A 23,082-nucleotide genomic window follows, 5' to 3' on the forward strand; every position below is an offset into this window, starting at 1 on the left:
TCAGGCCTCCAGTACCGTGCGCAGGTCCCACAGGGTGCGCCAGGTGGCCGAACCCTGCTCCGCGCGGCGCCGCACCGGACCGTCCCAGTAGCCCCGCAGCCGGGCCGCGTCGGCGGGGTCGTCCTTGCGCACGACGCCGAGGAGGTGCCCGGGCAGCAGCCCCAGCACGTCGCGGTCGCCGGGGAAGTAGGCCGCGGCCAGCCCGAGCGCGCCCGCGACGGACACGGCTTCCGCGGTGCTCATCACGGTGGACGGACGCTCGACCTCCCAGCCCTCCGCCGACCGTCCCTCGCGCAGGTCACGGAACGCGGTGACCAGCGCCTCCAGTACGGCGTCGTCGACCCGGAAGGGCGCCCCCGCCCGCTCGACCGAGGCCCGCGCCTGGCTGCGGACCAGCGCCGTCTCCGCGTCGAGGTCGGGGATGGGGCCGACCGTCTCGAAGTTGAAGCGGCGCTTGAGCGCGGCGGACATCTCGGAGACGCCCTTGTCGCGCAGGTTGGCGGTGGCGATCAGGTTGAACCCCGGTGCCGCGTGCGCCAGGGCGTCGTCGGTGCCCGCCAGCTCGGGCACGGCGATGCGCCGCTCGGACAGCAGGGAGACCAGGGAGTCCTGCACCTCCGGCAGACAGCGGGTGACCTCCTCCACCCGGGCGATGCCGCCACGGCCCATCGCGGTCAGGACGGGCGAGGGCACGAGCGCCTGCCGGCTGGGCCCCTGGGCCAGCAGCAGAGAGTAGTTCCAGCCGTACTTCAGCTGGTCCTCGGTCGTGCCCGCCGTGCCGTGCACGACCAGGCCGCTGGTGCCGCACACGGCGGCGGACAGCAGCTCGGACAGCATGGACTTGGCGGTGCCCGGCTCGCCCACGAGCAGCAGGCCGCGCTCCCCGGCGAGGGTGACGACACACCGCTCGACCAGCGCCCGGTCGCCGACGAACTTGCCCTCCACCTCGAGCCGGCGCGGCACACCCTCGGGCACCTCGGCGTCGTCGGGCAGGCGCAGGGCCCGGCCGTCGCTGCCCATGACGAAGGTGACGACGGCCCGGGGCGTGAGCCGCCACGCGGGCGGGCGCGGGCCCGCGTCGTACGCGGCGAGGAAGGCCAGTTCGGTGGCGTACCGGTCCTCGGGCGGCACGATCTGACGGGCGGTGTCGGGGGACAGGGTGGTGGTCATCGAGGGGTCTTCCGTTGAGCTCGGGACGGTGGTCATCGGCGGCGGCCCTTTCGCGCGGGCCGGGTGACGAGTTCCTCGTAGGCGGGCGCGTCGCCGGCGCGGACCCGGGCCCAGGCGCGGGCGAACAGCTCGGGCACGGGCAGCAGCGGCACGGCCCGCAGCCCTCCGCGCACCGGGTAGAGGCCCTCCTTCCACGTCTCCACCGGCAGTGCGGGGGCCTTGAGGTCGAGCCAGCCGCAGGGCAGGAACAGCGAGCGCCCGGCACGGGACCGCTTGGCCTCCACCACCAGGTCCGTGGCGGCGAGTTCGGCGCGGGCCTTCTTCAGACGGGCGGGCTTCCAGCCGGTCCAGCGGGCCACGTTGCGGTCCGTCGGATCGGGCAGGGCGAGCAGCTGAAGGTAGAGCGCCGCCGCGTCCTCGCCGAGGCCGTGGGCCGCGGCGACCTCGGCGACGAGGTCCGGCGCGCCGACCGTGGGGTCCTGGGCGTAGCCGACGGGGCCGTCGGGATCCCGGCCGGCGGCGACGGCCCGGGCCGGCTCGTCGCCGAGGAGGGTCCGCAGCGCCCGCAGGCCCGTTCCGCGGGCGGGGCCCACGAGTCCTTCGAGCAGTCCGAAGACGGCGTCGTCCGGTCCGGTGAGACGGGCCGGGCGGATCAGGACCATCTCCGCGTCGCCGTGCCAGGGGCGCAGCGCGAGCGCCTCCCCGGCCCAGGTCGTGCCGTCCTCGTCGGCGCCGCCGGCGGCGGGCAGTCCGTACGCCTTGCGCAGCTCGCCGGCGGTGTACCCGCCCTTCTCGGTCCACCCGACGTTCACGTCGAGCAGCAGCGCGGGGTCGGCGAGGCGGCGCCGCAGCGCGGCCAGGCCGTCCGGCAGTACCGCACGCAGGTGATGGCCGTGGGGCAGGGCGTAGGCCAGGGCGGTGAGGGCGGCGACCGCGCCGGTCAGGTCGTGGCTTGCGGGCAGCGCGGCGGGGTCCTCCGCGACCAGCCGGCCGTCCTTGTCCGGCCGCTGCACGGTCGTACGGCAGAGCCACGCGGTGCGGGCCGGGTTCAGGACGGCCTCGGCGTATCCGGTCGGCAGTCCGTCGAGGCAGGCGGCCAGGTCCTCGGGCACGCGGACGAGGGAGCCGAGGCGCTCGGCCCACACCCGGCCCGCCGCCCGGGTGTCGGGCCCGGACGTCCACAGGTCGGCCGGGGTCTCGGGCAGCAGGGCGCCGATGAGCGCCGCCCGGTCCTCCTGGGTGAGCGAGTGCAGCATGCCTTCGCCCGCGGCGAACTGACGCGGCTTCAGGCCGGTCACGGCCAGCGCGTCGGCGCTGACGTCCGCCGGGTGTCCCGCGAGCAGCACCGCGGCCTGGAGGGGGCCCAGGGCCCCGTGTGTCGCCTCGGTGAGCGCGGCGGGCGCCCCGGCCTGCCAGGGAGCGGCGTCCTTCTCCCGGACCAGCCGGACGACGGCGGTGAGCTCGTCGGCCGTGAGCGCCGGGGCGTACCGGGTCTCCCGCTCCAGGACGAAGTGGGCGACGGCCCCGAACCGGCCCGTCGGATCGTGGTCCAGGGCGAGCCAGTGGACACGGTCGCGGGCGTAGTCGGTGCTCTGGCAGCCGAGCACGACGACGGTACGGCCGTCGCGGCGCATCACCTGCCCGACGCGCTGCCGGTTGTCGCGCGGCTCGCTCAGCACGACCTCGCGCAGGGAGTTCCCGGGTGCGGTGAGAATCCCTTCGGCGAGTACGTCGAGCAGCAGCAGCAGGGCTTCGCGTGCGGCGGCGGGCAGGGCCGGCGTGGCGGCACGGTAGGCGAGCGGACGCAGCACGGCCAGCAGCGGCGGCCAGACCAGGCCGATGCCGGGGACCGTGTGCTCCTCGCTGCGCCACCCGTCGCCGAGGGCGGCGAGGCGGGCGTGGTCGGGCAGCTTCCTGCCGTCGGCGGGCATCCCCGACAGCACGTGGTTCACCGCGCGGATCTGACGCAGTGTGTGCCACTGGTCCCTCCCGCCGTAGCCTCCCCACAGCCGGGTCAGGCCGGAGGTGGCCTCACGCAGGATCTCGTCGGTGCCGTGCTCGGGGCGGTAGTCCGCGAACATGCCCTCGAGCAGCCGGCGGTCCGGCTTCTCCACGGGCGGTGTCGCGAACGTGGTGGCCTGGCCGGCGATCTGGAGCGTCGTCCGCACCAGGCCCGCCACGCCGGTCAGCATCGCCTTGTCGGTGAGCTCGGGCAGCGAGCGGGACACGGCCCGGCGCACGACGTCGTCGGCGCTCGGCACGACGGGCTTGCCGTCGGCGTCCACCGCCGTACCGGAGCCCCCCGGGCCACCGGGACCCTGGGCGCCGGCCGTGCCACCGGCCGTCCCGGCGGGGCCGTTCGCCGCCCCGCCGGAGCGAGCGGCCGCGGCCACCTGGGCCTCGCGTTCGGCCAGCGCCCGTGCCGCCTCCCCCAGCACCTCGGCCGCACGCTCGTCGGTGAGGGACCGCAGCACGGCCGACGCGGCCTCGTCCCGGGGACGCAGCGCGTGCCAGAACGCGACCGGCGGCACGAACGGCGTGCCCGCGGCGAACGTCCCGCCCCGCTCGTTCGGCGTGACATGGCCGAGCTCACCGCTCGCGGTGGGGTCGTCCTGCGCGAACAGGGAGATCCGCCGGTGCGCCCGGGCCACGACCGGCTCGGCGCCGCCGGGCAGCCGCAGCGCGCCGAGCGGAACGGCGCGCGTCCCGCGCCGTGGCGTGTGCAGCGTGACGGTGCGCCCGTCCGGCGTACCGGTGGTCGTGCGCAGTTCCTCGGCATCGTCCTCGGACCGCACCCAGCGGCCGACGACGGTTCCGTCGGTGCCGAACGGGCTTTTCTCCAGGCCGGGTTGCAGAGGCAGCGACTCGCACTGGTCCTGCAGCAGCGTCGCGTCGTCCCGGATGCCGGAGCGCAGGAAGGCCGGCAGGGAGGCGCGTCCGTGGGTGCCGGTCTCAGGGTCGTACTCCAGCCACACCCGCTGCCGTCCCTGCCTGCCCTGACGCCAGAACAGCGTGCCGTCCCCGAGGACGGGCCGGCCTGCGGGCAGGACGGTGTCACCGGCGTGCAGGGTGCGGCCGCCGGTGACCCGGCCGCCGCCCGGCAGCGGGAGCGACGGAGCGCCGGTGTGGTCGCCGTGCCACCCGTGGACCACCTGCTCACCGGTGAGCGTGTGCACCTCGGACGGCCGGGCCGACCAGTAGCCGCGCTGCTTGCCCTCGTGCCACCACACCACCAGCAGCTCGCCGTCGGTGTAGCGGAACTGCGGGCGCTCCCAGCGGCCCAGAGCGACCGGCAGCCGCAGCTCGTGTTCGAGCACGATGCCCTCCGGACCCACGACGAGCACCTTGTTCCCGCGGCTCAGGATCAGGCAGGGCCAGGCCTCGTTCACGATCAGCGTGTTGTCGCGGTCCTTGCGCATCTCGGCGTCGAGCAGCCGCAGCGCCTCGTCGAGCGCGGGCCAGCCCAGCTCGTCCAGGACGCCGGCCCGCAGGGTGCGCCCGAGCAGGGGGGCCGTCGCGTACCCGGCGACCCGGGCGACGGCCTCGGGATTGACGCGCGGGGCCACGGAACGGAAGGGGCTCAGCCGGTTCAGCGCCGCACGGGCCCCGGGCAGGCCCGTCGCGCCGGCGAGTTCACCGACCGCGCCGTCCAGCCACTCGCGCAGCACGTCGCCGAGCACCGGGTGTTCGGCGACGTGCTCCAGTGCCCGGGACCCGGTCCGGTCGCCGCCCACCGCGCCGACGGCGCGCAGCAGCAGGGGACGCAGCCGCGGGTCCGCCGCGACCGCGGCCAGGTCGCGCCGTCCGGGCCGGTCGGAGAGCACCCACTCGTTCACCCGCAGGTGGACCTCGGTGTCGGGGTCCGGGAGGGCCAGGGGGATGTCCTCGGCGGCGCACAGGTCGAGCAGGTCGACGTCGGCGCCCGCGTGCCGGCGGCCGGTGATCAGGTCGACGGGCCGTCCGTCGGCGCGCAGCCGTGGCGCCATCCGGGCGACGAGGTCCAGGGTGGCCGGCGAGCGGTCGCCGACCGTGCCGCCGTGCTTGCGGTGGGCGGCCCACCGGCTCAGCCAGTCGGCCGCGTCCACGCCCTCGGCGACGCCGTCCGCCTGGTCGGCGCCGCCGGTCTCCCCGGTGAGCAGCCGGTCGGCTCCGCACTCGGCCAGCAGCTCCAGCCAGAACTCGTCGGCCTCGGTGGTGCGGTCCAGTCCGGCCGGCATGATCTCCAGCAGCCGGGCCCGTACGCCCGGCCGCTGTTCGGCGAGGAGGGTCAGGGTGGCCCGGTAGGCGGTCCAGAAGGAGGCGGGCGCCCGCACGGCGGCGGGTGAGGCGATCAGGTCGGCGACGAGGGCGCACTCGGCCTCGGCCCGGGGCAGCCCCGCGGCCTTGATGAGGGTGCGCGCGTCCTGCGGCAGCGACGCGTACGGCGGCATGCCCGCCGCGCAGCGCTCCACGGTCAACTGCCGGAACTGGTCCCACGCGTGAGCGCCGTCGAGCCGGGCGGTGAGGTCCTTCACGTGCTGCTTGAGCGCCTTGACCGTCAGGGCCCCGGCGAAGGCGAACTCCAGGAAGACGGCCCGCTGCCGCTCCTCGTCGACGGCGAGCGCGTGCACCCGCTCGGCGTCGCGGGCCTTGCCGAAGAAGGCGGCGGCGTAAGTGGTGTTGTCGTGCTGGAGGAAGATGCGGGCGGCCTGCTCGTAGAAGGTGGGCAGGAAGTGCGGCACGGCCCTGCCGAGCCGTTCGCCGAGCTCCTCGAAGCCCTCCTTGGCCGTGCCCGGACGGGACTTGGCCTGCCGGGCGAGCCGCTCGACGTCCTTGACGAGGGCCAGGGCGTGATGCCCGTTCGCCGGGTCGTTGACCAGGGCCCAGGCGGGGAAACCGAGGGTCTCCCGCCGCACCTGACCGACCTCGGGCGTCTCCGCCTCCCGGGTCAGTCCCAGGAAGTCCAGCGCGAGGTCCTCGGCGTCGCCGAGGGTGCCCGGCACGAGGCGGACGACGCTGCGGTCGTCGAGGGCGGGGTGCGCGTAGGTGCGGACGGTGAGGGTGTCGGCGTCCTCGCGGCCGGTGCTCCCGGACGGCAGGATCGCGCCCGCTTCCAGCAGGGCGGCGGCCGTCGCGTCGTCGTACCCGGTCGCGCCGGAGCCCGGGGCGGCGGACAGGTGCCCGCCTGCGGTGTTCGTCCCGTGCGTGCCGTTCATGCCGCCCGCTCCTCGTCCTCGATGTCGCGCCCGGCGTACAGCGCCGCGGCCATGCGCATGCCCTCCGACCAGGCCACCGGCCCGATCCGGCCGAGCTTCAGCGCCTGCCCGGCGGCGTCGGTCCACATCAGGGGACCGGTCTCCGTCTCCTCGTAGCCGTCGTATTCGCCGACCCAGACCCGGGCCTCGACACCGTGCCCCTCCTCGCGCACGGAACAGACGGCGTAACCGCCGCGCACGCGGTAGCCGAGCTGGGTGACCCGGCCGTGCAGGAAACGCAGCTCCCTGAAGGTGCCGCCCGCGTACTCCTCGACGGAGGTGGCCTCCGGGTCGAGGCCGGCGGGCCGGTGCCAGACCTCGCGGAAGAGCTGCTGGGCCCGCTGCTCGACGCCGAGCTCGACGGCGAACTCCCGCAGTTCCTCCAGTTCCTCGAGGAGCACCGGGTGCGGAAGGCGCACGAGGGCGGGGGCGATGCGCACGGTGTCTCCGTCGAGGTCGACGAGGCCGAGCCCGCGCTCGGGGTCGGCGTCCCGCAGGAACCCGGCGACCTCACCGTCCGCCCCGGTGACCACGAGGTCGCGCAGGGCGGACCGCCAGGCGGGGTCGGGCCACACCCGGGTGAGGACGTCGAGGGGCACGGGCAGCGACCGCACCATCCACCGCTCCACGTCGGTCAGGCACTGGCGTTCGTGCCGCTCCAGCCACTCGGCGAGCTGCCGCAGCCCGACCACGGACGGATCGTCCGCGAGCTTGGCGGGCACCGACTTCAGCCGCCGTCCGGCCGCGTTGCGGCACACCACCTTCCCGTCGTCCAGGGCGACCTCGTAGTCCCCGGCCGTCACCCACCCCATACGTGCCTCCCCGCACCGCAGTGATCAAGTGCCGGGAACTCTAGGACAGGCCACTGACAACGCCGTTCGCCGGTCAGCTCTCCAGGCGGACCGGCATCAGCAGCGAGAACGTGTCCTCGTCGTCGGTCCGGCGGATCGCGAGGGGCGCGGTGGGAGCGCCGAACTCCAGGACCAGCCGGTCCCGGGCGCCGGCGTCCAGCGCGTGCAGCAGGAACGCGCGGTTCACGGCCACGCGGTCCGCGGCGTCGTCGCCGTCCTCGCAGACGGCCACCGTGCCGTCGTCCGCGACGCGCAGCACGCTGAGGTCGGTCGGAGCACGGTCCTGCCCGCCGTCCTCGTCCGGGCGGACGGGACCGGTCTCCAATGCCCGCCGGAACGCCGGCACGTCGACGACGGTCCGGCGCCCGGACGGCAACTGGACGAGACGGCGGTAGTCGGGGAAGTCGTGCGCGAGACACTGACCGGCCGCCTGCCGGTCCCCGCTGTCGAGCGTCACACGGTCACCGTCCACCGTGAGCCCGACGGTTCCCTCGTCGGTCAGCAGCGCCCGCATCGCGTCGGCGAGCGGGGCGGGCACGACGGCCTGCACGCGGGGCCCGTCGTGCCCGGCGGCCCCGACGCGCGCCACGGCGAGCCGGTACCGGTCGGTGGCCACCACGCGCAGCGCGCCGTCCTCCAGGTCGAACAGCACACCCCCGAGCACCGGCAGTTCGGGGTCGGTGCCGGCCGCGAAACGGACCGCGTCCAGCGCGGAGGCCAGGCCGGGCGCCGGGACGGAAAGCCGCACGGTGCCGGTACGGAGCGATGTCATGGGGTTCTCCCTGTGGTCGAGCAGGACACGGAGCGTGGAGAACTCGCCGCGGGCATCGGACAGCCCCTGTTCGAGGCGGCGCAGATGCGCCCGGAGGAGGGTCCGCACCAGGTCGGGATCCGGGCCGGACCAGCCGGCCAGCACCAGCCGGATGTCGGCCAGCGGCATCCCGGTCCGGCGCAATCGGGCCAGCACCCGGGCCTCCTCCACCTGTTCCGGCGCGTACCAGCGGTAGCCGGTCACCGGGTCCACCCGGGCGGGGACCAGCACACCGGCACGGTCGTAGAACCGCAGGGCGCTCACGCCCAGGCCGCTGTCGCGGGCCGTCTCACCGATACTGCGCATCTCGCTCTCCACGCCCGTGACTCTGGGCCCTTGACCAGGTCGAGGGTCAATTCCGTCCCGCCGCCCGGGCCCGGCCGGTGTCAGCCGAGCACGAACGGCAGCCGCGCGGCGAGCCCGCCGAGTGCGGTCTCCTCCGCGCCGGTCGGGGCCCGGCGGCCGGTGCCCACCAGCAGCGCGTCCGTGTCGGTGAACGACTCCGGGAACACGGCGCCGGCGATCTTCTCCAGCGCCGCGCGGGAGTGGGCCAGGCCCTCCGCCGGCGGCCCCGCCGCGTCCGGGAGGTGCGCGACCAGGTCGAGGTGGTGCAGGGTCCATTCCAGGACGTACGCCGTGAGGTAGTCGCCGGCGGTGAGGACCTCGCCCTGGGTGCTCACCCGGGCGCCGCGGTCGGCGAGTTCGGCGGCCCGGCCCGCGGCGGAACCGACGTCGTCGAGGTGGAACGCGAGCAGTCGCGGGTCCCCGTACGCGGCGGCCAGCCGGACGGTCAGCGCGTCGAGGGGGTCCTCACCGGTCGGCGGCCGGTCCCCGGCCTTCCAGTAGGACACCGCGTCGACGGTCGGTTCGGTCCCGGCCGGGGTGACGAGAGTGATCAGGACGTCCTGCGCGTCGATGACCAGATGGCACACCAGGTCCCGCACGAGCCAGCCGGCACAGCCGGACGGCTCGGCGAAGTCCTCGTCCCGGAGTCCGGCGACGGCGGCGCGCAGCGCCGTCCAGGAGCGTGAGAAGAGATCCACGCCGGCAACGTAGTGCGGTGGCCGGGCACGGACAAGCCGCGCCCGGAACGCCTACAGGAAGCGCCGGACGGGCAGGACCGCGGCTTCCCTCACCCGCTGCAGTGCGGCGCGGCGCTTCCAGCGGGTCCGGTCGATCGCGACGCTGCGCTCGAGGTCCGCGTCGAAGTCCCGGTCCAGGCCGGCGGTGAACTCCTCGTCGAGCACGGCGAGCATGACCTCCTCGTCGTGGTCCATGGAGCGCCGGTTGAAGTTGGTGGAACCGATCAGCGAGGCCACACCGTCCACCGTGATGATCTTGGCGTGCATCATGGTCGGCTGGTACTGGCGGATCGACACGCCCGCGTCGAGAAGCCGTGCGTAGTGGTACTGGCCGGCCAGTTGGCAGGCCCGCTGGTCGGTGTGCGGGCCGGGCAGGAGGATCTCCACCGTCACCCCGCGCCGTGCGGTGGCGCACAGCAGGTCGATGAAATAGGTGTCGGGGGCGAAGTAGGCGGTGGCCAGGCGGAAACGGTGCTCGGCGGAGGTGAGCATGACCCGGATCAGGGTCTGCATGTCCTGCCATCCGAAGCTGGCCGAGCCGCGCACCACCTGGACCACGGACGTGCCGGGCTGCGTGTGCTCGGTGAACCGGTCCCGGTCGTCGTAGAGGTCGTCGTGGCATTCGGCCCAGTTCTGGGCGAACGCCGCGGCTATGCCGTCCACGGCCGGGCCCCGCACCTTGACGTGGGTGTCGCGCCACTCGTCCGGGGTGCGGGCGTCGCCGCACCACTCCTGGGCGATGCCGACACCTCCGGTGAACGCCGTGTGCTCGTCGACCACCAGCGCCTTGCGGTGGCAGCGGTGGTTCTGCTTGAACGGCGACAGCCACAGCGGTCTGCGGAACCAGGCCACCTGCACACCGGCCGCGTCCATGCTGTCGAGCAGTTCCTGCTCGATCTCCTTGGCGCCGAACCCGTCCAGCAGCAGCCGCACCCGGACCCCGGCCCGGGCCCGCTCCGCGAGGGCGGCGGCGAAGTCGTGGGCGATGCTGCCCCGCCAGTACACGAACGTCATCATGTCGACCGTGTGCTGCGCCGACCGGATCGCCTCCAGCATGGCCGGGAAGATCTCGTCGCCGTTGCGCAGCGCGGTCAGCTCGTTTCCCTCGGTGGCGGCCACGCCGATGAGCCGCTCCAGGCGGCGCCGCAGACGCTGGACAGCGGCCGGGCCGGCGCCGGGCCGCCGTTCCGTCGTGTTCGTGCGCCCGGGCGCTGCAACCTGCTCTGGCATCGGTCCTCCACCTGCATGTTCCGCGGCCGTCCCTGCGCTGCCGGGGCCCCGGAAGCTTAATCCGCCCCCCACACCCCTGGCCACCGGGCTCACGGAGGGTGGCCTCGGCTAGCCTGCGAGCTCGGGCTGCTGCGGGCGCCGGCCGCCCTTGCGGGGCGGTGCCCGGCGGATAAGGAGGGGCGACATGGGCTCTGCGGAGCTTCCACGGGTGCGGTGCGACGTGCGGGTCCGGGCGGCCCTGCCGCGCGTCTGGGACCTGGTGACCGACATCCACCTGCCGGCCCGGCTCAGCCCGGAACTCCAGCGGGTCGCCTGGCTCGACGGCGCGCTGCGTCCCGTGGTCGGCGCGCGCTTCGAGGGGCACAACAGTCACCGTTTGCTGGGTGAGTGGCGCACCGTCTCCCAGGTGGTGAGGCTGGAGGAGCACCGCGTGTTCGCCTGGGCCGTCCTGGACGAGGACGGCCGCTTCGGGGAGCCGGCACGTGACCCCGCGCGGGCGCTGGCCTCCTGGTGCTACGAACTCGACGCCGACGGCGACGGCACCCGGCTGCGCCAGACGGCGGTCCTCGGGCCGGGGCGCAGCGGCGTCACGCTCGCCGTCGAAGCCCGCCCGGACCGGAAGGAAGAGATCATCTCCCACCGCCTGGAAGAGCTCCGTGCCGGGATGGAGGAGACGCTGCACGGCATCAAGGCGCTGGCGGAGCGGGCCGGCTGAGCGGAGTCCCGAGCAGCCGGCCCCGGCATTGCCGAGCGCTCAGTTCTGTGTCCCGCCGCCCCGCGTCACCTGGCCCGTCACGTCGGTCACCTGACGTGCCGGCGGAGCCTCGGCGTCGACCTCCATGCCGAAGTCGGAGAACTCCATCAGCGTGCTGACCTTCACCTGCTGGGGCGATGCACTGCCCTCCGGCTGGGCGGAAGCCGGGGCCTTGAGCGCCATGTCGATCTGCTGGCGGCGGATGCGGCCCTCGTCGTCGAGCCAGATCTGCATGGGCAGCGTCGGGCCGATCTGCTTGCCGAGCTGGGCGCCGCCGGGAAGCTTCGCGACGTCGATCGAGACCTTGTAGTGAGTGGTGTCGACGCCGTCGATCTTCTCGGTGCCGACCTCGGAGACGTCCCTGTCGGTGATCGCCTTGGCATAGGCGGCGGACTGGGCGGGGTCACCGATCTGCTGCGGGTTCGCGCCCTGCTGACCTGCCACCCGCTTCAGGTCGATCTTCATCCAGGGCTTGCCGCCTGCGGCCTTCGGGTCGGGTGCCTTCTGGTAGAGGACCTGGTCGACCACGCGCTGCTCGATGCTCTGGCCCTCGGCGGTGATGGTCATGGTGCTGCCGCCCTCGGCCAGGTCGAGGGCGCCCTGCCCGTCGGCGGTGACCGACTTGCCGTTCGCGTCGGCCTTCACCTTGATCGTCAATTTCGCCGTCTCGGCCTCGGCCGTCCGGTCGTAGGCGTTGCGCACGGCCGTGGTGTCCTGCTGCCGGGCTCCGGCGGAGCTGCCGGCGGTTGTCGAGGCGGTGGACCCGCCGGCCGCCGGCTCGCTGTCGTCACCGCAACCCGTCAGGGCGACGCTCCCCATGACGACGGCGGTCGCGATCGCGCCCGCCTTCATCCCCCTGCTCCCCATGCGTGTTCCTCTCTCCTCGCGATGGCCGACCGTCCCAGTGGTGCCGTCGGCTTTCGCCGCGAGTGCCCGGCGCGGTCGTGGACACGCCAGGGGAGGGGGTGGTTGGCTCATTTTCGAGATCTCCGCACAACCGGTGCAGAAGATGCGCTTCAGGGGGTAACCGACCGACGGAAAGGGTTGCCGAGCACCATTGTTGCCGTTTGACAACAATGGTCGTGAGGCAACAGAGTGGCCGTGTCGGACTGTGGGGAAGGACCAGGAATGCTCCGGTGGACGGAGACCACTCCGTGTGCTGGTCACGATTGCCCGAGGGCGGCAGTGACTCCGGTGCCTCGAACGGTGGTTCAGGCGGTCCGGCTGCCGGAGTCCGGGATGTCGTCCTCGTGCGTCTGCGCCGCCGCGGCGGCGCAGAACGCCTCCAGCCCCTCCAGCAGGGCGACCCGCTTGCCGGCGGGCATGTCCGCCAGCACCTTCCGCAACTCCCTCTCCCTGCGCGCGCGCAGGTCGGCGAGGAACGCGCGGCCCCGGCTGCTGAGGTGCAGCCGCACCTCGCGCCTGTCCGCCGGACTCGTCACCCGCTCGACGAATCCGGCCGCGTGCAGCCGGTCGCACAGTCGGCTGGTCGACGGCGGTGTGGAGGCCAGGGACTCGGCCAGGGTCCGCAGGTTGATGCCGTCGTGGTGCTCGAGGATATGCAGCACGCGCAGCTGGGACGCGGAGGTGGGCGCCGTGGAAGCCCGGCCCCACACGACTTCCAGCAGCTCAACGGCCGTGGTGGTCACACGAGCGACCTCGTCGGGCTCCGGGCGGCGGCGGAAGGCAGTCACGATCACACTCTCGCAGGCACTGGGGTGCCTGCCAGCGTACTAGGCGCACGCGCTGGTCACCTATGACTCGGGGCGCCCGACGTGGCTCCGTGAGCGGAGCGCGTCCGCTATTCGGCGAAAGACAGGTGTATCCCCCATCATGAACAGATTTGTGGTCGCTGAACGCGCTCTGCGTACAGCGGCTCCCCACGAGTTGCTCGACGCCATCCGTGCCGTACTGATCGACCAGTACGGCGCGGAGGACGTCGAGCTCTTCATGGCCGATTACGGCCTGACCGTGCTTCAGCCGGTCTCCGTACTGCCGCACACCATGGAGCCGGTGTCGGTGCACAACAGCCCGGCAGGCCGGGCCTTCGGCTCGCAGAAGCCGTACTGCGAGGAGACCCGGGACGGGCGGGCGCGCCTGCATCTGCCGGTCAGTGTGCGCGGCGACCGGCTCGGCGTGCTGTCCGTCACCCTGGCCGAGGCCGACGCCGCGCGGCAGTGGGAGTCCGAACTCGCCGAGATCGCCGACGTGCTGGGGCACGAGGTGATGGTGGCGGAGCGCGACACGGACCTGTATCTGCAGGCGCGCCGCAAGGACCGGCTGACCCTGGCCGCGGAGATGCAGTGGCAGCTGCTGCCCGGCCGCTCCTGCTCACGCCCCGAGTACGAGCTGGCGGCTCAGCTGGAGCCCGCCTACGCCATCTTCGGCGACAACTTCGACTGGTCCGCCACCGCCGACCACCTGATGCTGTACGTGACCAACGGCATGGGCGAGGGCATAGAGGCGTCCCTGCTGACGAACCTGGCCATCAACGCCCTGCGCAACGCCCGGCGCGCCGGCATCTCCATCGCCGATCAGGCCGCCCTGGCCGACCAGGCCGTCTACGCCCACTACCAGGGGCGCTGCTACCTGTCCGTCCTCATGTTCGACTTCGATCTGGCCGCCGGCCGGGCGAGCGTCGTGGACGCGGGCTCGCCGGAGCTGTGGCGCCTGCGGGGCGGCACCGTGGAGCGCGTCTCCTTCGACGCCCAGCTGCCGCTGGGCATGTTCGAGGAGACCGACTACGTGGTGCAGGACTTCGACGTCGAGCCCGGTGACCGGCTCGTCTTCGTCAGTGACGGCGTCCACGCCGTGGCGTCCCCGAAGGGAGAGGCGTACGGGGAGGCGGCCCTCGCCCGGGCCATCCACTCGACCCGGTTGCTGCCCGCCGCCGACGTGCCGCGCGCCGTCCTGCGGGAGCTGACCGGTCACCGCGGCGAGGCCGTACCGGAGGACGACGCCCTGATCGTGTGCCTGGACTGGCACGGGAGGTCGCCTGGCGACTGACGGCCGGGTGCGGCGGGTTGTGGCGATCGCGTGTCGTTCGCCTCACTCCGTCGCGCTCACGTTTGTCATCTGGCAATAATTGCCTCATGGTCTGCCGTCCGGTCGGCCATAGTCACACAGGGAGACGATGCAGGTGGCGGAGCACGACACGGCCCCCCGAATTGCGCAGGACCTGACCCGCTTTCTCGAAACGCGCCGTGAGCAGATCGCCCAGCGGTGGGCGGACGCCGCGCTGTTCCGGGCGGTCTTCACCGTCTCGAGGGACGAGGCGGTCGAGGCGTGCAAGGCCGTGGTGGACGCCCTGGCCGACGTGGCCCGCACCGGGCGGCTGGAGGACGTCGGGGCTCCCGGGTTCGGTGCCGTGCGGGACCAGCTCGGCCGGATGTCCGCCTCCCGGAGCCGGGCCGGATTCGCCCCGTCGCACATCGCCGACGAGGTCTCGGGCCTGCGCGAACCGGTCGCGGCGCTGCTGCGTGCCGAGTACGAGGAGCCGGCCGGCGAGCGGGCGCACGCGTGCCTGCTGGCGCTGACGGTCCTGATGGGCACACTCCGCCTGGTGGTCATGCAGACGACGGTGAGCGCGGGTGAGGAACTGATCGCGCGTCAGCGCGAGCAGCTGCTGGAGGTGGCCACCCCGGTCATCAAGCTGTGGGAAGGTATCGTCGCTGTGCCGCTGATCGGCACGCTGGACAGCGCCCGCAGCCAAGTCGTCATGGAGAACCTGCTGGAAGCGATAGTGGCCGAGCGGTCCCAGTACGCCATCCTCGACATCACCGGCGTACCGACCGTCGACTCGCTCGTCGCCCAGCACCTGATGAAGACGGTCGCCGCGGCCCGTCTGATGGGCGCGGAGTGCATCGTCTCCGGAATCCGGCCCGCCATCGCGCAGACCATCGTCCACCTCGGCATCGACCTCGGCTCCGTCGTCACGCGAGCCGGCCTGGCCGACGCCCTGGCCTACGCGCTCAACCGGCAGGGCATCGTCGTCTCGCCGCGCCCGGTCGCGGGAGCGAGTCCGCGGTGACCGGTGTGTTCGCCGCCCACCCGGTGCCGGTGCCGGTGCTCGCGCTGGGAGACGTCCTGTTGGTCACCCTCCAGGGAGAACTGCACGACGGGGCGGCCGGACAACTCCAGCACGACGTCGCCCGTCGTATCGCCTCCGGCCCGGCACCGGTGGGCGGCGTCGTGATCGACATCTCCGGTGTGGACATCGTCGACTCCTTCCTCGGCCGGGTCCTGGCAGAGATCGCGGCGAGCGCGAGCCTGCTGGCCACGCGTACCGTGCTGGCCGGCATGCGGCCCGCCGTGGCCATCACCCTCGTCGAGCTGGGCCTCACCCTGCCCGGCCTGGTGACGGCCCTGGACGTGGACGCCGCACTGTCCCTGCTGGACCGAGCTCCTTCGCCGGCCCCGCCCGCTCACCCGGAAGAGGGTGCGTGATGCACGCCCCACTCGTCCCGACAACCCGCCTGCCCATCGGCTCGGACGTGGATCTGGGCCGGCTGCGTCAGCAGGTGCGCCAGACCGCGGCGAGGCTCGGCTTCGGTCTGGTGCAGCAGACGAAGCTGGTGACCGCGGCCAGCGAACTGGCCCGGAACACCCTGGTGCACGGCGGCGGAGGGCACCTGGAGATGACACTGCTCGAGGACGGCGCCGCTCGCGGGCTGCGGCTGTCCTTCGTCGACGCCGGCCCCGGCATCCGCGACGTCGAGCTGGCCATGACCGACGGCTACACCTCCGGCGGCGGCCTGGGGCTGGGCCTGAGCGGCGCCAGGCGACTCGTCCAGGAGTTCACGCTCGAGAGCCGTCCCGGCCAGGGCACCACCGTCACCCTCACCGACTGGGTCGCCGGCTTCCCCTCGGCCCGCGCGGGGTCGCCATGAGCCGGGACCGGAGGGCACCCGGTCCCGGCCGGCGCAGGCGTCTTCGCGCTCGGAGCCCCTTCAGGCCCCGGGGGTGTCCGCGTCCGAAGTGCCGCGGGTGCGTGCGGCCAGGAAGCCCGGCATGCCGCGGTGCAGCGCCTCCCGGACGGGCGGGTCCATGGCCGCGAGCACGGCGGCCAGCGCGTGCGCTCGGCGCCACGCCACCTCGTCCAGCATCTGCCGGCCGGTCCCGGTGAGGTGCAGTTGCACCTCACGCCGCTTGCGCGGATGCAGCACACGCTCCAGCAGACCGGCCGCCTCGAGCCTGTCGCACAGCCGGCTGGCGGTCGGCGGCCCCATCTCCATGCGTTCCGCCAGAGCGGTGAGGTTGAGCCCCGGCTCCGCCTCCAGGACGCGCAGGGCCCGCAACTGGTGCGCGGACAGGCGCAGGCTCGCCCCCTGAGCGGCCACGGTCCACAGGTTCGTCAGCGACTCCACGGCATCGGCGATCTCCAGCGCGAGAGCAACGGGGTCATCGCCCGATCCGCTTGCCGAGTCGTCCCCGGAGCCACTGAGGCGCGTCACGAAGGCATCACTTTCAATCATCACCTGCCGGTACGAACACCGTCCTCACCCCCACGCGGTACCCGAAGAGTCACCGGGCAAGCACCGCCGCCCCGCCGAGTGCGGGACGCGGTCGGGCGACGACGCCCTCCGGCTCAGCGCGGTACGCGGTAGGTCACATGAGTGACCAGGCTCGCCGGCCGCGAGGTCACCTGCTCCAGTTGCAGCGGCGGGACGCCCTCGAACAGCCGCGTTCCGGCGCCGAGCGTGAGCGGCACGATGTGCAGCCGCAGCTCGTCGACGAGGCCGGCGGCGAGGTACTGGTTGACGGTGGTCGCACCGCCGTGGACCAGCACATCGCCGTCACCGGCCGCCGCCCGCGCCCGGGCCAGCGCCGACGCGATGCCGTCGGTGACGAAGTGGTACGTCGTCCCGCCGGCCATCGGCTGCGGCTCGCGCGGGTGGTGGGTGAGCACGAACACCGGCGCGTGAAAGGGCGGATCGTCGCCCCACCAGCCGTTCCACCGCCGGTCCCACTCACCACGGACCGGGCCGAACATGTTGCGCCCCATGATGAACGCCCCGGCGGCGGACAACCGGTCGCGCTCGGCCCGGTTCTCGTCGGGAGTCTCGAACATCCAGGCGTGCAGCGCGGCCCCCGATCCGTCGCCGCCGTCCTCACCGAACGGGCGTTCCTCGGTCTGGTGGAGCCCGGCCGAGTACCCGTCGACCGAGATCGTGATGTCGCAGATCACCCTGCCCGTGCGTGTGGTCATCGCTGTGTCCTCCGCGCTCGACACCGGACGAACGGATCGGTTTCCCTCCCGCATCCTCACCCTCGGCCCGAGGCCTGGGCCTCAGCGGGCCTCACTCGGCTCCTTCGTGTCGAATGCCCGGGCGACGGCGAGGCTGTCCTCGTAGACATGGTGCCGGGTGACAAGGCCGTCTTCGACGGTGAGGTGCAGCGCGAACCGGGCGCGATAGGCATGTCCGGTGGAGCGGGCGGTCTGACGGATCTCGCCGAGTACGACCGCGTCGCGGCCGTCGACGAGGATGCGCTCGATCTCGGTCGCCGCGCGCCCGGGCACATGGTGCTCGGCGAGCTCGCGATAGTGGGCGGCGACATCGGCGCGGGTCGAACGGTGCCGGATCCAAGGGGTGGCGGTCCGGCCGTGCTCGGCCTCCGGCCAGTCGAGTTTCCAGTCGCACGTTTCGGCGTACAGCGCGGCGATGCTCTCCGGGTCGCCCCCGCCGATCCGGAGCAGCAACTCCTCCACGACAGCGCGGGTGGTCGCGGGCGCGGCTGTGGGCATGACTCATCACTCCGATCCGGTGTCCGCGTCCGGCCGACGCGGTGAGGTCTGCATTCTCGTCGGGACCTGCGGACCGGGCGATTACCTCCCGGGTAAGGGCACGGACCGTCGCCCCACGCATCCGAGGAGCCGCCGCTGAACACCCTTCTTGGTGACCGACGTCGGGCAGGTGCGGTCCGGACACTCTCGGGCGCGGTCGCCCCGGGCGGTGCTCAACGGCCCCCAGGCATGGCAGGACGGCCTCGTCTCCGCGGCCTGCGAGCAACCCGCTCTCCTGCCGGTACACGGGTCAGCGCTCGGCCAGCACCAGCACGATCGGTACTCCCCGGCACGGGACCAGGCGAAGGCCCTGCCGGGTGTCGGGTCGGCCCGCGAGCAGGACGCTTGCGAAGTCCGGTCCCTTGGTGAGGGCGCCGACCAGGTGCGCGGGATCGGCCGAACTGATCACGCGTCCCCGGGCGTTGACGAGGTGCGCCCGCGTGGGCAGCTCCCGCAGTACGGGCAGGACCGCGGCTTCCAGGTGCCGCAGATAGATGTCGGCGGCGGCCACGCCGGCGAAGCGGCCCTCGTGGTGGACGGGCGCCGACAGCGTGAGGCTGTACTCGTCGGAGCACAGGTAGTCCACGTAGGGTCCGGCCACGGTCCGCTGCCCGGTGTCGCGCGGCCGGGTGAACCACTCCCAGTGCGTGTAGTCGGAGTGCGCCGACCGTGCCGGATCGAGGTCGAGGAGCAGCGGGTGGATCGACCCCTCCACGTCGGTCTGCCACCACTCCATCCAGGCAGGTACGTCACGCAGCAGGCCCGGGGCCGCGATGAAACCCAGGCCCGAGATCAGTTCCCCGGCCAGCAGGCGCCGGTGGAACTCCGGTCGCAGAGCCGCGAGGTCGGCGCTGACGGCGCCGCGGCCGCCGCGGGTCACACCGTGCAGGAGCCGCGTGGTGGCCGCGGCGATCTCCGCGACCTCCCGGAAGACGTCCTCGAGTTCATGGCGCACCCGGGTCAGGGCGCGTTCTTCCGCGGGAGTCCGGAGCACGGGGGCGGCGGTGCCGGTCGTACCGGTGAAGGCGGGGCTCGTGCTCATGCGTGCCTCCGGCGACGGTGGGGGAGCGGCGACTACAGCGCGAGCCGCTCCCCGATGAGCCGGGCGGTGGACTCGCGCACGCACTGTTCGGCCAGGTCCCTGGCCGATTCGCGGGCCCCATCTTGCACGGCTGAGATTACGGAGCGGTGACGGTCGGCGGTTTCTGCACGATATTCGTCGTCTCTCAGCACAAGGCACAGCAGGATGCCCACTTCTGCCTGGATGGCGATCTGCTCCCGGGTGAGGCGGGCGGACTGGGAGGCGGCCGCCAGTTCGACGTGGAAGCGTCCGTAGACCCGGCTGCGCTCCGCGGCATCGGCTGCCGTGACCAGCTCCTCACGGGACCGGCGCAGCTGCTGGAGATCCTCCGGTTCGGTGCGCTCCGCCGCCAGCAGGGCCGAGGCCCCGCTGAGGGCGGCCCAGTGATCACCGAGGTCCCGTAGCCCGTCGGTGCTCCAGGCGGCGAGCCTGGTGGCGATGCGGTCCGCTCCGGGGTCCTCCGGCAGGGACACGAAGCTGCCGCCGCCGCGGCCCCTCCGGGTGACGACCATGCCCTGCTGGCGCAGGGCCACCAGGGCTTCGCGCAAGGTCACCGTCGAGACGCCCAGCTGGGTGGCGAGGTCGGTCTCGCCGGGCAGCTGCTCCCCGTCGGCCAGCAGCCCGAGCTCGATGGCGTCGCTCAGCCTGCGGACCACCGCGTCGACGCGAGCGGTGTTGTCCACGGGGGCGAACAGGACCTGCCGGGTGCCGCCTCCGCCGCCGGTCCCGCCCCGCTCGTCGCGCCTCACGACCATCACCTCGCCTTGTTGACTGAAGCTTTACCTTAACGGCGTCTTGAAGTTTGAACTATGACTTCATATGTTTTCGTTCAACTTACGGAGCGCCAGAAAGGTTCCCGCCCCATGAATGGGATAGCGATCAGGCTGCAGGGCCTGCGGAAGTCCTTCGCCGGGACGGTCGCCGTGTCCGGGGTCGACCTGGAGATCCCGGAGGGGGAGTTCTTCTCGATGCTCGGCCCGTCCGGCTCGGGCAAGACGACGGTCCTGCGGATGATCGCGGGCTTCGAGAGCCCCACCGCGGGCCGGATCGAACTCGCCGGGCAGGACGTCACACGCCGCGCGCCCTTCGAACGGGACGTGCACACCGTCTTCCAGGACTACGCCCTGTTCCCCCACATGACGCTGGAGCAGAACGTCGCCTACGGGCTGAAGGTCCGCAAGGTGCCCAAGGAGGAACGCCTGCGGCGGGCCCGGGAAGCACTCGACGGCGTCCGCCTGGGCCACCTCGCGGCGCGCCGCCCGGCCCAGCTCTCCGGCGGCCAGCGTCAGCGCGTCGCCCTGGCCCGCGCCCTCGTCGGCCGCCCCAGGGTGCTCCTGCTCGACGAACCGCTCGGCGCCCTCGACCTCAAGCTGCGCGAACAGATGCAGGTCGAGTTGAAGGCCATCCAGCGCGAGGTCGGCATCACCTTCGTCTTCGTCACCCACGACCAGGAGGAGGCCCTGACGATGAGCGACCGCATCGCCGTCTTCAACGAGGGCCGCATCGAACAGGTCGGCACCCCCGCCGACATCTACGAACACCCGGCGACCGCGTTCGTGGCGTCCTTCGTCGGCACGTCCAACCTGATCGCGGACGACGCCGCCCGGCGCATCGTGGGAACGGCGGGCACCCACAGCATCCGCCCGGAGAAGATCAGGGTGCTCAAGGAGCACGAGCCGGCCGACGAACCGGAGCACGACTGTGCCACGGGAACCATCGCCGAGGTGGTCTACCTGGGCGACTCCACCCGCTTCCTCGTCGACCTCGACGCCGGCGGCCGTCTCACCGCCGTCCAGCAGAACCTGCGGACCTCCTCCGCGGACGTCGCCGCCTACCGCGGCACCCGGGTCCGCCTCCAGTGGCACCGCGACCACTGCGTCGCCATCCCGGCCGGCCGCTGACCCGGCGCACCCCAGAGTCCACCGCCCCACCTCGTCCCCAGCACCCTCACGCCCACGTAGGAGAACATCGTGCGCATCGCCCGGGCACTGCAGGCGGCCTCCGCCGCCGTGCTGCTCCTCGCCGCCACCGCCTGCGGCTCCTCCGACCCCGGATCCGGCCCCTCGGCCGGCTTCGACCCGCCGGACCTCGAGGCGCAGTCGACGCTCGGCCCGACGGAGGGCGAGGTCAACCTCGTCGCCTGGGCCGGTTACGTCGAGGACGGCTCCAACGACCCGAAGACCGACTGGGTCAGCGACTTCGAGAAGCGGACCGGCTGCCAGGTCAACGCCAAGACCGCCGCCACCTCCGACGAGATGGTCAAGCTGATGAAGACCGGCCAGTACGACGCGGTCTCCGCCTCCGGCGACGCCTCGCTGCGCCTGATCGCCTCCGGCGACGCGGCCCCCGTGAACACCGGGCTCGTACCGAACTACGCCGACATCTTCGACGGTCTGAAGAACAAACCCTGGAACTCCGTCGACGGGAAGATGTACGGCATCCCGCACGGCCGCGGCGCCAACCTGCTCATGTACAACACCGACGCGGTCAAGCCGGCTCCGACCTCCTGGTCCGCCGTCTTCGACGACGCCCCCGCCCACAAGGGCAAGGTGACCGCCTACGACTCGCCGATCTACATCGCCGATGCCGCCCTGTACCTCAAGAGCGCCCGGCCCGAACTGAAGATCCAGAACCCGTACGCGCTCGACCAGAAGCAGTTCGACGCGGCCGTCGACCTCGTGAAGAAGCAGAACGCCGACATAGGCGAGTACTGGGGCGACTACCTCAAGGAGATCTCCGCCTTCAAGAGCGGCAACTCCGTGGTGGGCACCACCTGGCAGGTCATCGCCAACCTCGCGGCGGACGAGGGCGCCAAGGTCAAGACGGTCATCCCCGAGGAGGGGACCACCGGCTGGTCCGACACCTGGATGGTGTCCGCCAAGGCCAAGCACCCCAACTGCGCCTACAAGTGGCTCGACTGGATCGTCTCGCCCGAGGTGAACGCCCAGGTCGCCGAGTACTTCGGTGAGGCGCCCGCCAACTCCAAGTCGTGCGAGCTGACCAGCGACAAGAACTTCTGCGCCACGTACCACGCCGCCGACGAGGCCTACTGGAAGGACACCGCCTTCTGGAACACGCCCATCGAGCAGTGCCTGGACGGCCGCACCGATGTCACGTGCGTGCCCTATGCCAAGTGGGTGCAGGCCTGGACCGAGATCAAGGGCTGAGGAGCCACACCGTCATGACGTCCACCGTGCCGGCCGCCGGACGCCCCGCCCGGGGAACCGTCCGGCGGCTCGCCGGAGTCCTGCACCGCAGGCCCCGGCTGAGGCTCTCCCTGCTGCTGACCGCCCCGCTGCTCTGGCTGGCCGTGCTCTACCTCGGCTCGCTCGCCGTCCTGTTCGTCTCGGCGTTCTGGACGACCGACTCCTTCACCTCCGAGGTCGTCAAGGTCTGGTCGGCCGACAACTTCCACGAGCTGTTCACCCAGCCCGTCTTCCGCCAGGTGATCTGGCGCAGCCTGGGCGTGGCCCTCGCGGTGACCGCCCTGTGCGCCGTCATCGCCTTTCCGCTGGCCTTCTACACCGCCCGCATCGCCCGGCCCAGGTGGCGCCCCCTGCTGGTGGTCGCCATCCTCACGCCGCTGTGGGCCAGCTACCTGGTCAAGGTCTACGCCTGGCGGCTCATCCTCTCCGAGGGCGGTGTCGCCGACTGGATGCTGAAGCCGTTCGGCCTGTCCGGCCCTGGCTACGGACTCCCGGCCGTGGTCATCACGCTGACCTACCTGTGGCTGCCCTACATGGTCCTGCCGATCCACACCGCCCTGGAGCAGCTCCCGGCCGGGCTCCTGGACGCCTCCGCCGACCTCGGAGCCCGCGCCGGGCGGACCTTCCGTTCGGTGGTGCTGCCCCTGGTGCTGCCGTCCGTCGCCGCGGGTTCGGTCTTCACGTTCTCCCTCAGTCTCGGCGACTACATCACCGTCCAGATCGTCGGTGGGAAGACCCAGATGATCGGCAACCTCGTCTACTCCAACATCGAACTCAACCTGCCCATGGCCGCCGCCCTCGGCACCGTGCCCGTCGTCGTCATCGTGCTCTACCTGCTGGCGATGCGACGCACCGGCGCCCTGAACAGCCTGTAAGGAG

The 23,082-nt window shown here is 72.8% G+C and carries 21 protein-coding genes; 8 read left to right on the forward strand and 13 right to left on the reverse strand.

All coding sequences use genetic code 11. The features are described 5' to 3' along the window. From ACIRG6_RS22495 to ACIRG6_RS22520, 6 genes are all read right to left on the reverse strand, one after another. Positions 1 to 1,170 (reverse strand): ATP-binding protein, encoded by a 1,170-nt coding sequence (locus tag ACIRG6_RS22495; RefSeq protein WP_364678364.1) that lies wholly within the window; start codon positions 1,168 to 1,170, stop codon positions 1 to 3. Positions 1,171 to 1,202: 32 nt separating this feature from the next. Next, positions 1,203 to 6,365, reverse strand: coding sequence for a hypothetical protein (locus ACIRG6_RS22500; protein ID WP_403324235.1), 5,163 nt, complete (start codon positions 6,363 to 6,365; stop codon positions 1,203 to 1,205). Further along, complete coding sequence (locus tag ACIRG6_RS22505; RefSeq protein ID WP_403324238.1) at positions 6,362 to 7,216, reverse strand: DUF4132 domain-containing protein; 855 nt, start codon at positions 7,214 to 7,216, stop codon at positions 6,362 to 6,364. Before ACIRG6_RS22505 ends, ACIRG6_RS22500 begins: the two co-directional genes overlap by 4 nt. Before the next feature lie 73 nt (positions 7,217 to 7,289). After that, positions 7,290 to 8,372, reverse strand: a complete 1,083-nt coding sequence (locus tag ACIRG6_RS22510) for a DNA polymerase III subunit beta family protein (RefSeq protein ID WP_364678372.1) — start codon at positions 8,370 to 8,372, stop codon at positions 7,290 to 7,292. Positions 8,373 to 8,452: 80 nt separating this feature from the next. After that, positions 8,453 to 9,109, reverse strand: a complete 657-nt coding sequence (locus ACIRG6_RS22515) for a maleylpyruvate isomerase N-terminal domain-containing protein (protein WP_364678375.1) — start codon at positions 9,107 to 9,109, stop codon at positions 8,453 to 8,455. 51 nt (positions 9,110 to 9,160) lie between these two features. Next, a complete protein-coding gene (locus tag ACIRG6_RS22520; protein WP_364819100.1) occupies positions 9,161 to 10,378 on the reverse strand; it encodes a phospholipase D-like domain-containing protein in 1,218 nt (405 codons plus the stop codon). Between the two features lie 184 nt (positions 10,379 to 10,562). Here ACIRG6_RS22520 and ACIRG6_RS22525 point away from each other — a divergent pair, with 184 nt between their 5' ends. Next, the gene (locus tag ACIRG6_RS22525; RefSeq protein ID WP_403324241.1) at positions 10,563 to 11,093 is read left to right on the forward strand and encodes an SRPBCC family protein; all 531 of its coding nucleotides are present in this window, start codon (positions 10,563 to 10,565) and stop codon (positions 11,091 to 11,093) included. Positions 11,094 to 11,132: 39 nt separating this feature from the next. Here ACIRG6_RS22525 and ACIRG6_RS22530 read toward each other — a convergent pair whose 3' ends face one another. Together ACIRG6_RS22530 and ACIRG6_RS22535 are read right to left on the reverse strand one after the other, a co-directional pair. Further along, positions 11,133 to 11,999: a LolA-like protein gene (locus ACIRG6_RS22530; protein ID WP_403324243.1), complete on the reverse strand. Its 867-nt coding sequence runs from the start codon at positions 11,997 to 11,999 to the stop codon at positions 11,133 to 11,135. A gap of 344 nt (positions 12,000 to 12,343) precedes the next feature. After that, complete coding sequence (locus ACIRG6_RS22535) at positions 12,344 to 12,781, reverse strand: MarR family winged helix-turn-helix transcriptional regulator (protein ID WP_239768571.1); 438 nt, start codon at positions 12,779 to 12,781, stop codon at positions 12,344 to 12,346. Positions 12,782 to 12,965: 184 nt separating this feature from the next. On the opposite strand from ACIRG6_RS22535, the gene ACIRG6_RS22540 reads away from it, so the two are divergent. From ACIRG6_RS22540 to ACIRG6_RS22555, 4 genes are all read left to right on the forward strand, one after another. Continuing rightward, positions 12,966 to 14,138, forward strand: a complete 1,173-nt coding sequence (locus tag ACIRG6_RS22540; protein ID WP_364678385.1) for a PP2C family protein-serine/threonine phosphatase — start codon at positions 12,966 to 12,968, stop codon at positions 14,136 to 14,138. A gap of 127 nt (positions 14,139 to 14,265) precedes the next feature. Next, on the forward strand, positions 14,266 to 15,162 hold the full coding sequence (locus ACIRG6_RS22545; protein WP_403324245.1) for an STAS domain-containing protein: 897 nt from the start codon (positions 14,266 to 14,268) through the stop codon (positions 15,160 to 15,162). Next, the gene (locus ACIRG6_RS22550) at positions 15,159 to 15,578 is read left to right on the forward strand and encodes an STAS domain-containing protein (protein ID WP_318217542.1); all 420 of its coding nucleotides are present in this window, start codon (positions 15,159 to 15,161) and stop codon (positions 15,576 to 15,578) included. Before ACIRG6_RS22545 ends, ACIRG6_RS22550 begins: the two co-directional genes overlap by 4 nt. Beyond that, entirely contained in the window at positions 15,578 to 16,021 is a 444-nt protein-coding gene (locus ACIRG6_RS22555; protein WP_364678391.1) for an anti-sigma regulatory factor, read from the forward strand. Before ACIRG6_RS22550 ends, ACIRG6_RS22555 begins: the two co-directional genes overlap by 1 nt. Before the next feature lie 60 nt (positions 16,022 to 16,081). Here the strand turns inward: ACIRG6_RS22555 and ACIRG6_RS22560 are convergent, their stop codons facing one another. The 5 genes from ACIRG6_RS22560 to ACIRG6_RS22580 form a co-directional block, all read right to left on the reverse strand. Then, positions 16,082 to 16,585: a MarR family winged helix-turn-helix transcriptional regulator gene (locus tag ACIRG6_RS22560; protein WP_403324247.1), complete on the reverse strand. Its 504-nt coding sequence runs from the start codon at positions 16,583 to 16,585 to the stop codon at positions 16,082 to 16,084. Positions 16,586 to 16,719: 134 nt separating this feature from the next. Then, complete coding sequence (locus ACIRG6_RS22565; protein ID WP_364678397.1) at positions 16,720 to 17,340, reverse strand: dihydrofolate reductase family protein; 621 nt, start codon at positions 17,338 to 17,340, stop codon at positions 16,720 to 16,722. A gap of 81 nt (positions 17,341 to 17,421) precedes the next feature. Then, positions 17,422 to 17,877: a nuclear transport factor 2 family protein gene (locus tag ACIRG6_RS22570; RefSeq protein WP_403324250.1), complete on the reverse strand. Its 456-nt coding sequence runs from the start codon at positions 17,875 to 17,877 to the stop codon at positions 17,422 to 17,424. A gap of 289 nt (positions 17,878 to 18,166) precedes the next feature. After that, positions 18,167 to 18,958 (reverse strand): PDC sensor domain-containing protein, encoded by a 792-nt coding sequence (locus ACIRG6_RS22575; protein ID WP_403324253.1) that lies wholly within the window; start codon positions 18,956 to 18,958, stop codon positions 18,167 to 18,169. A 32-nt stretch (positions 18,959 to 18,990) separates the two neighbouring features. Further along, positions 18,991 to 19,746: a FadR/GntR family transcriptional regulator gene (locus ACIRG6_RS22580; RefSeq protein ID WP_365021104.1), complete on the reverse strand. Its 756-nt coding sequence runs from the start codon at positions 19,744 to 19,746 to the stop codon at positions 18,991 to 18,993. Between the two features lie 114 nt (positions 19,747 to 19,860). On the opposite strand from ACIRG6_RS22580, the gene ACIRG6_RS22585 reads away from it, so the two are divergent. The 3 genes from ACIRG6_RS22585 (at position 19,861) to ACIRG6_RS22595 (ending at position 23,078) form a co-directional block, all read left to right on the forward strand. Further along, positions 19,861 to 20,898, forward strand: a complete 1,038-nt coding sequence (locus tag ACIRG6_RS22585) for an ABC transporter ATP-binding protein (protein ID WP_239767789.1) — start codon at positions 19,861 to 19,863, stop codon at positions 20,896 to 20,898. Between the two features lie 69 nt (positions 20,899 to 20,967). Beyond that, entirely contained in the window at positions 20,968 to 22,164 is a 1,197-nt protein-coding gene (locus ACIRG6_RS22590; protein ID WP_364678410.1) for an ABC transporter substrate-binding protein, read from the forward strand. 14 nt (positions 22,165 to 22,178) lie between these two features. Then, on the forward strand, positions 22,179 to 23,078 hold the full coding sequence (locus tag ACIRG6_RS22595; RefSeq protein WP_350717627.1) for an ABC transporter permease: 900 nt from the start codon (positions 22,179 to 22,181) through the stop codon (positions 23,076 to 23,078). Positions 23,079 to 23,082: the final 4 nt, after the last annotated feature.

Source organism: Streptomyces flaveolus (assembly GCF_044765825.1).
Lineage (GTDB): Bacteria > Actinomycetota > Actinomycetes > Streptomycetales > Streptomycetaceae > Streptomyces > Streptomyces flaveolus.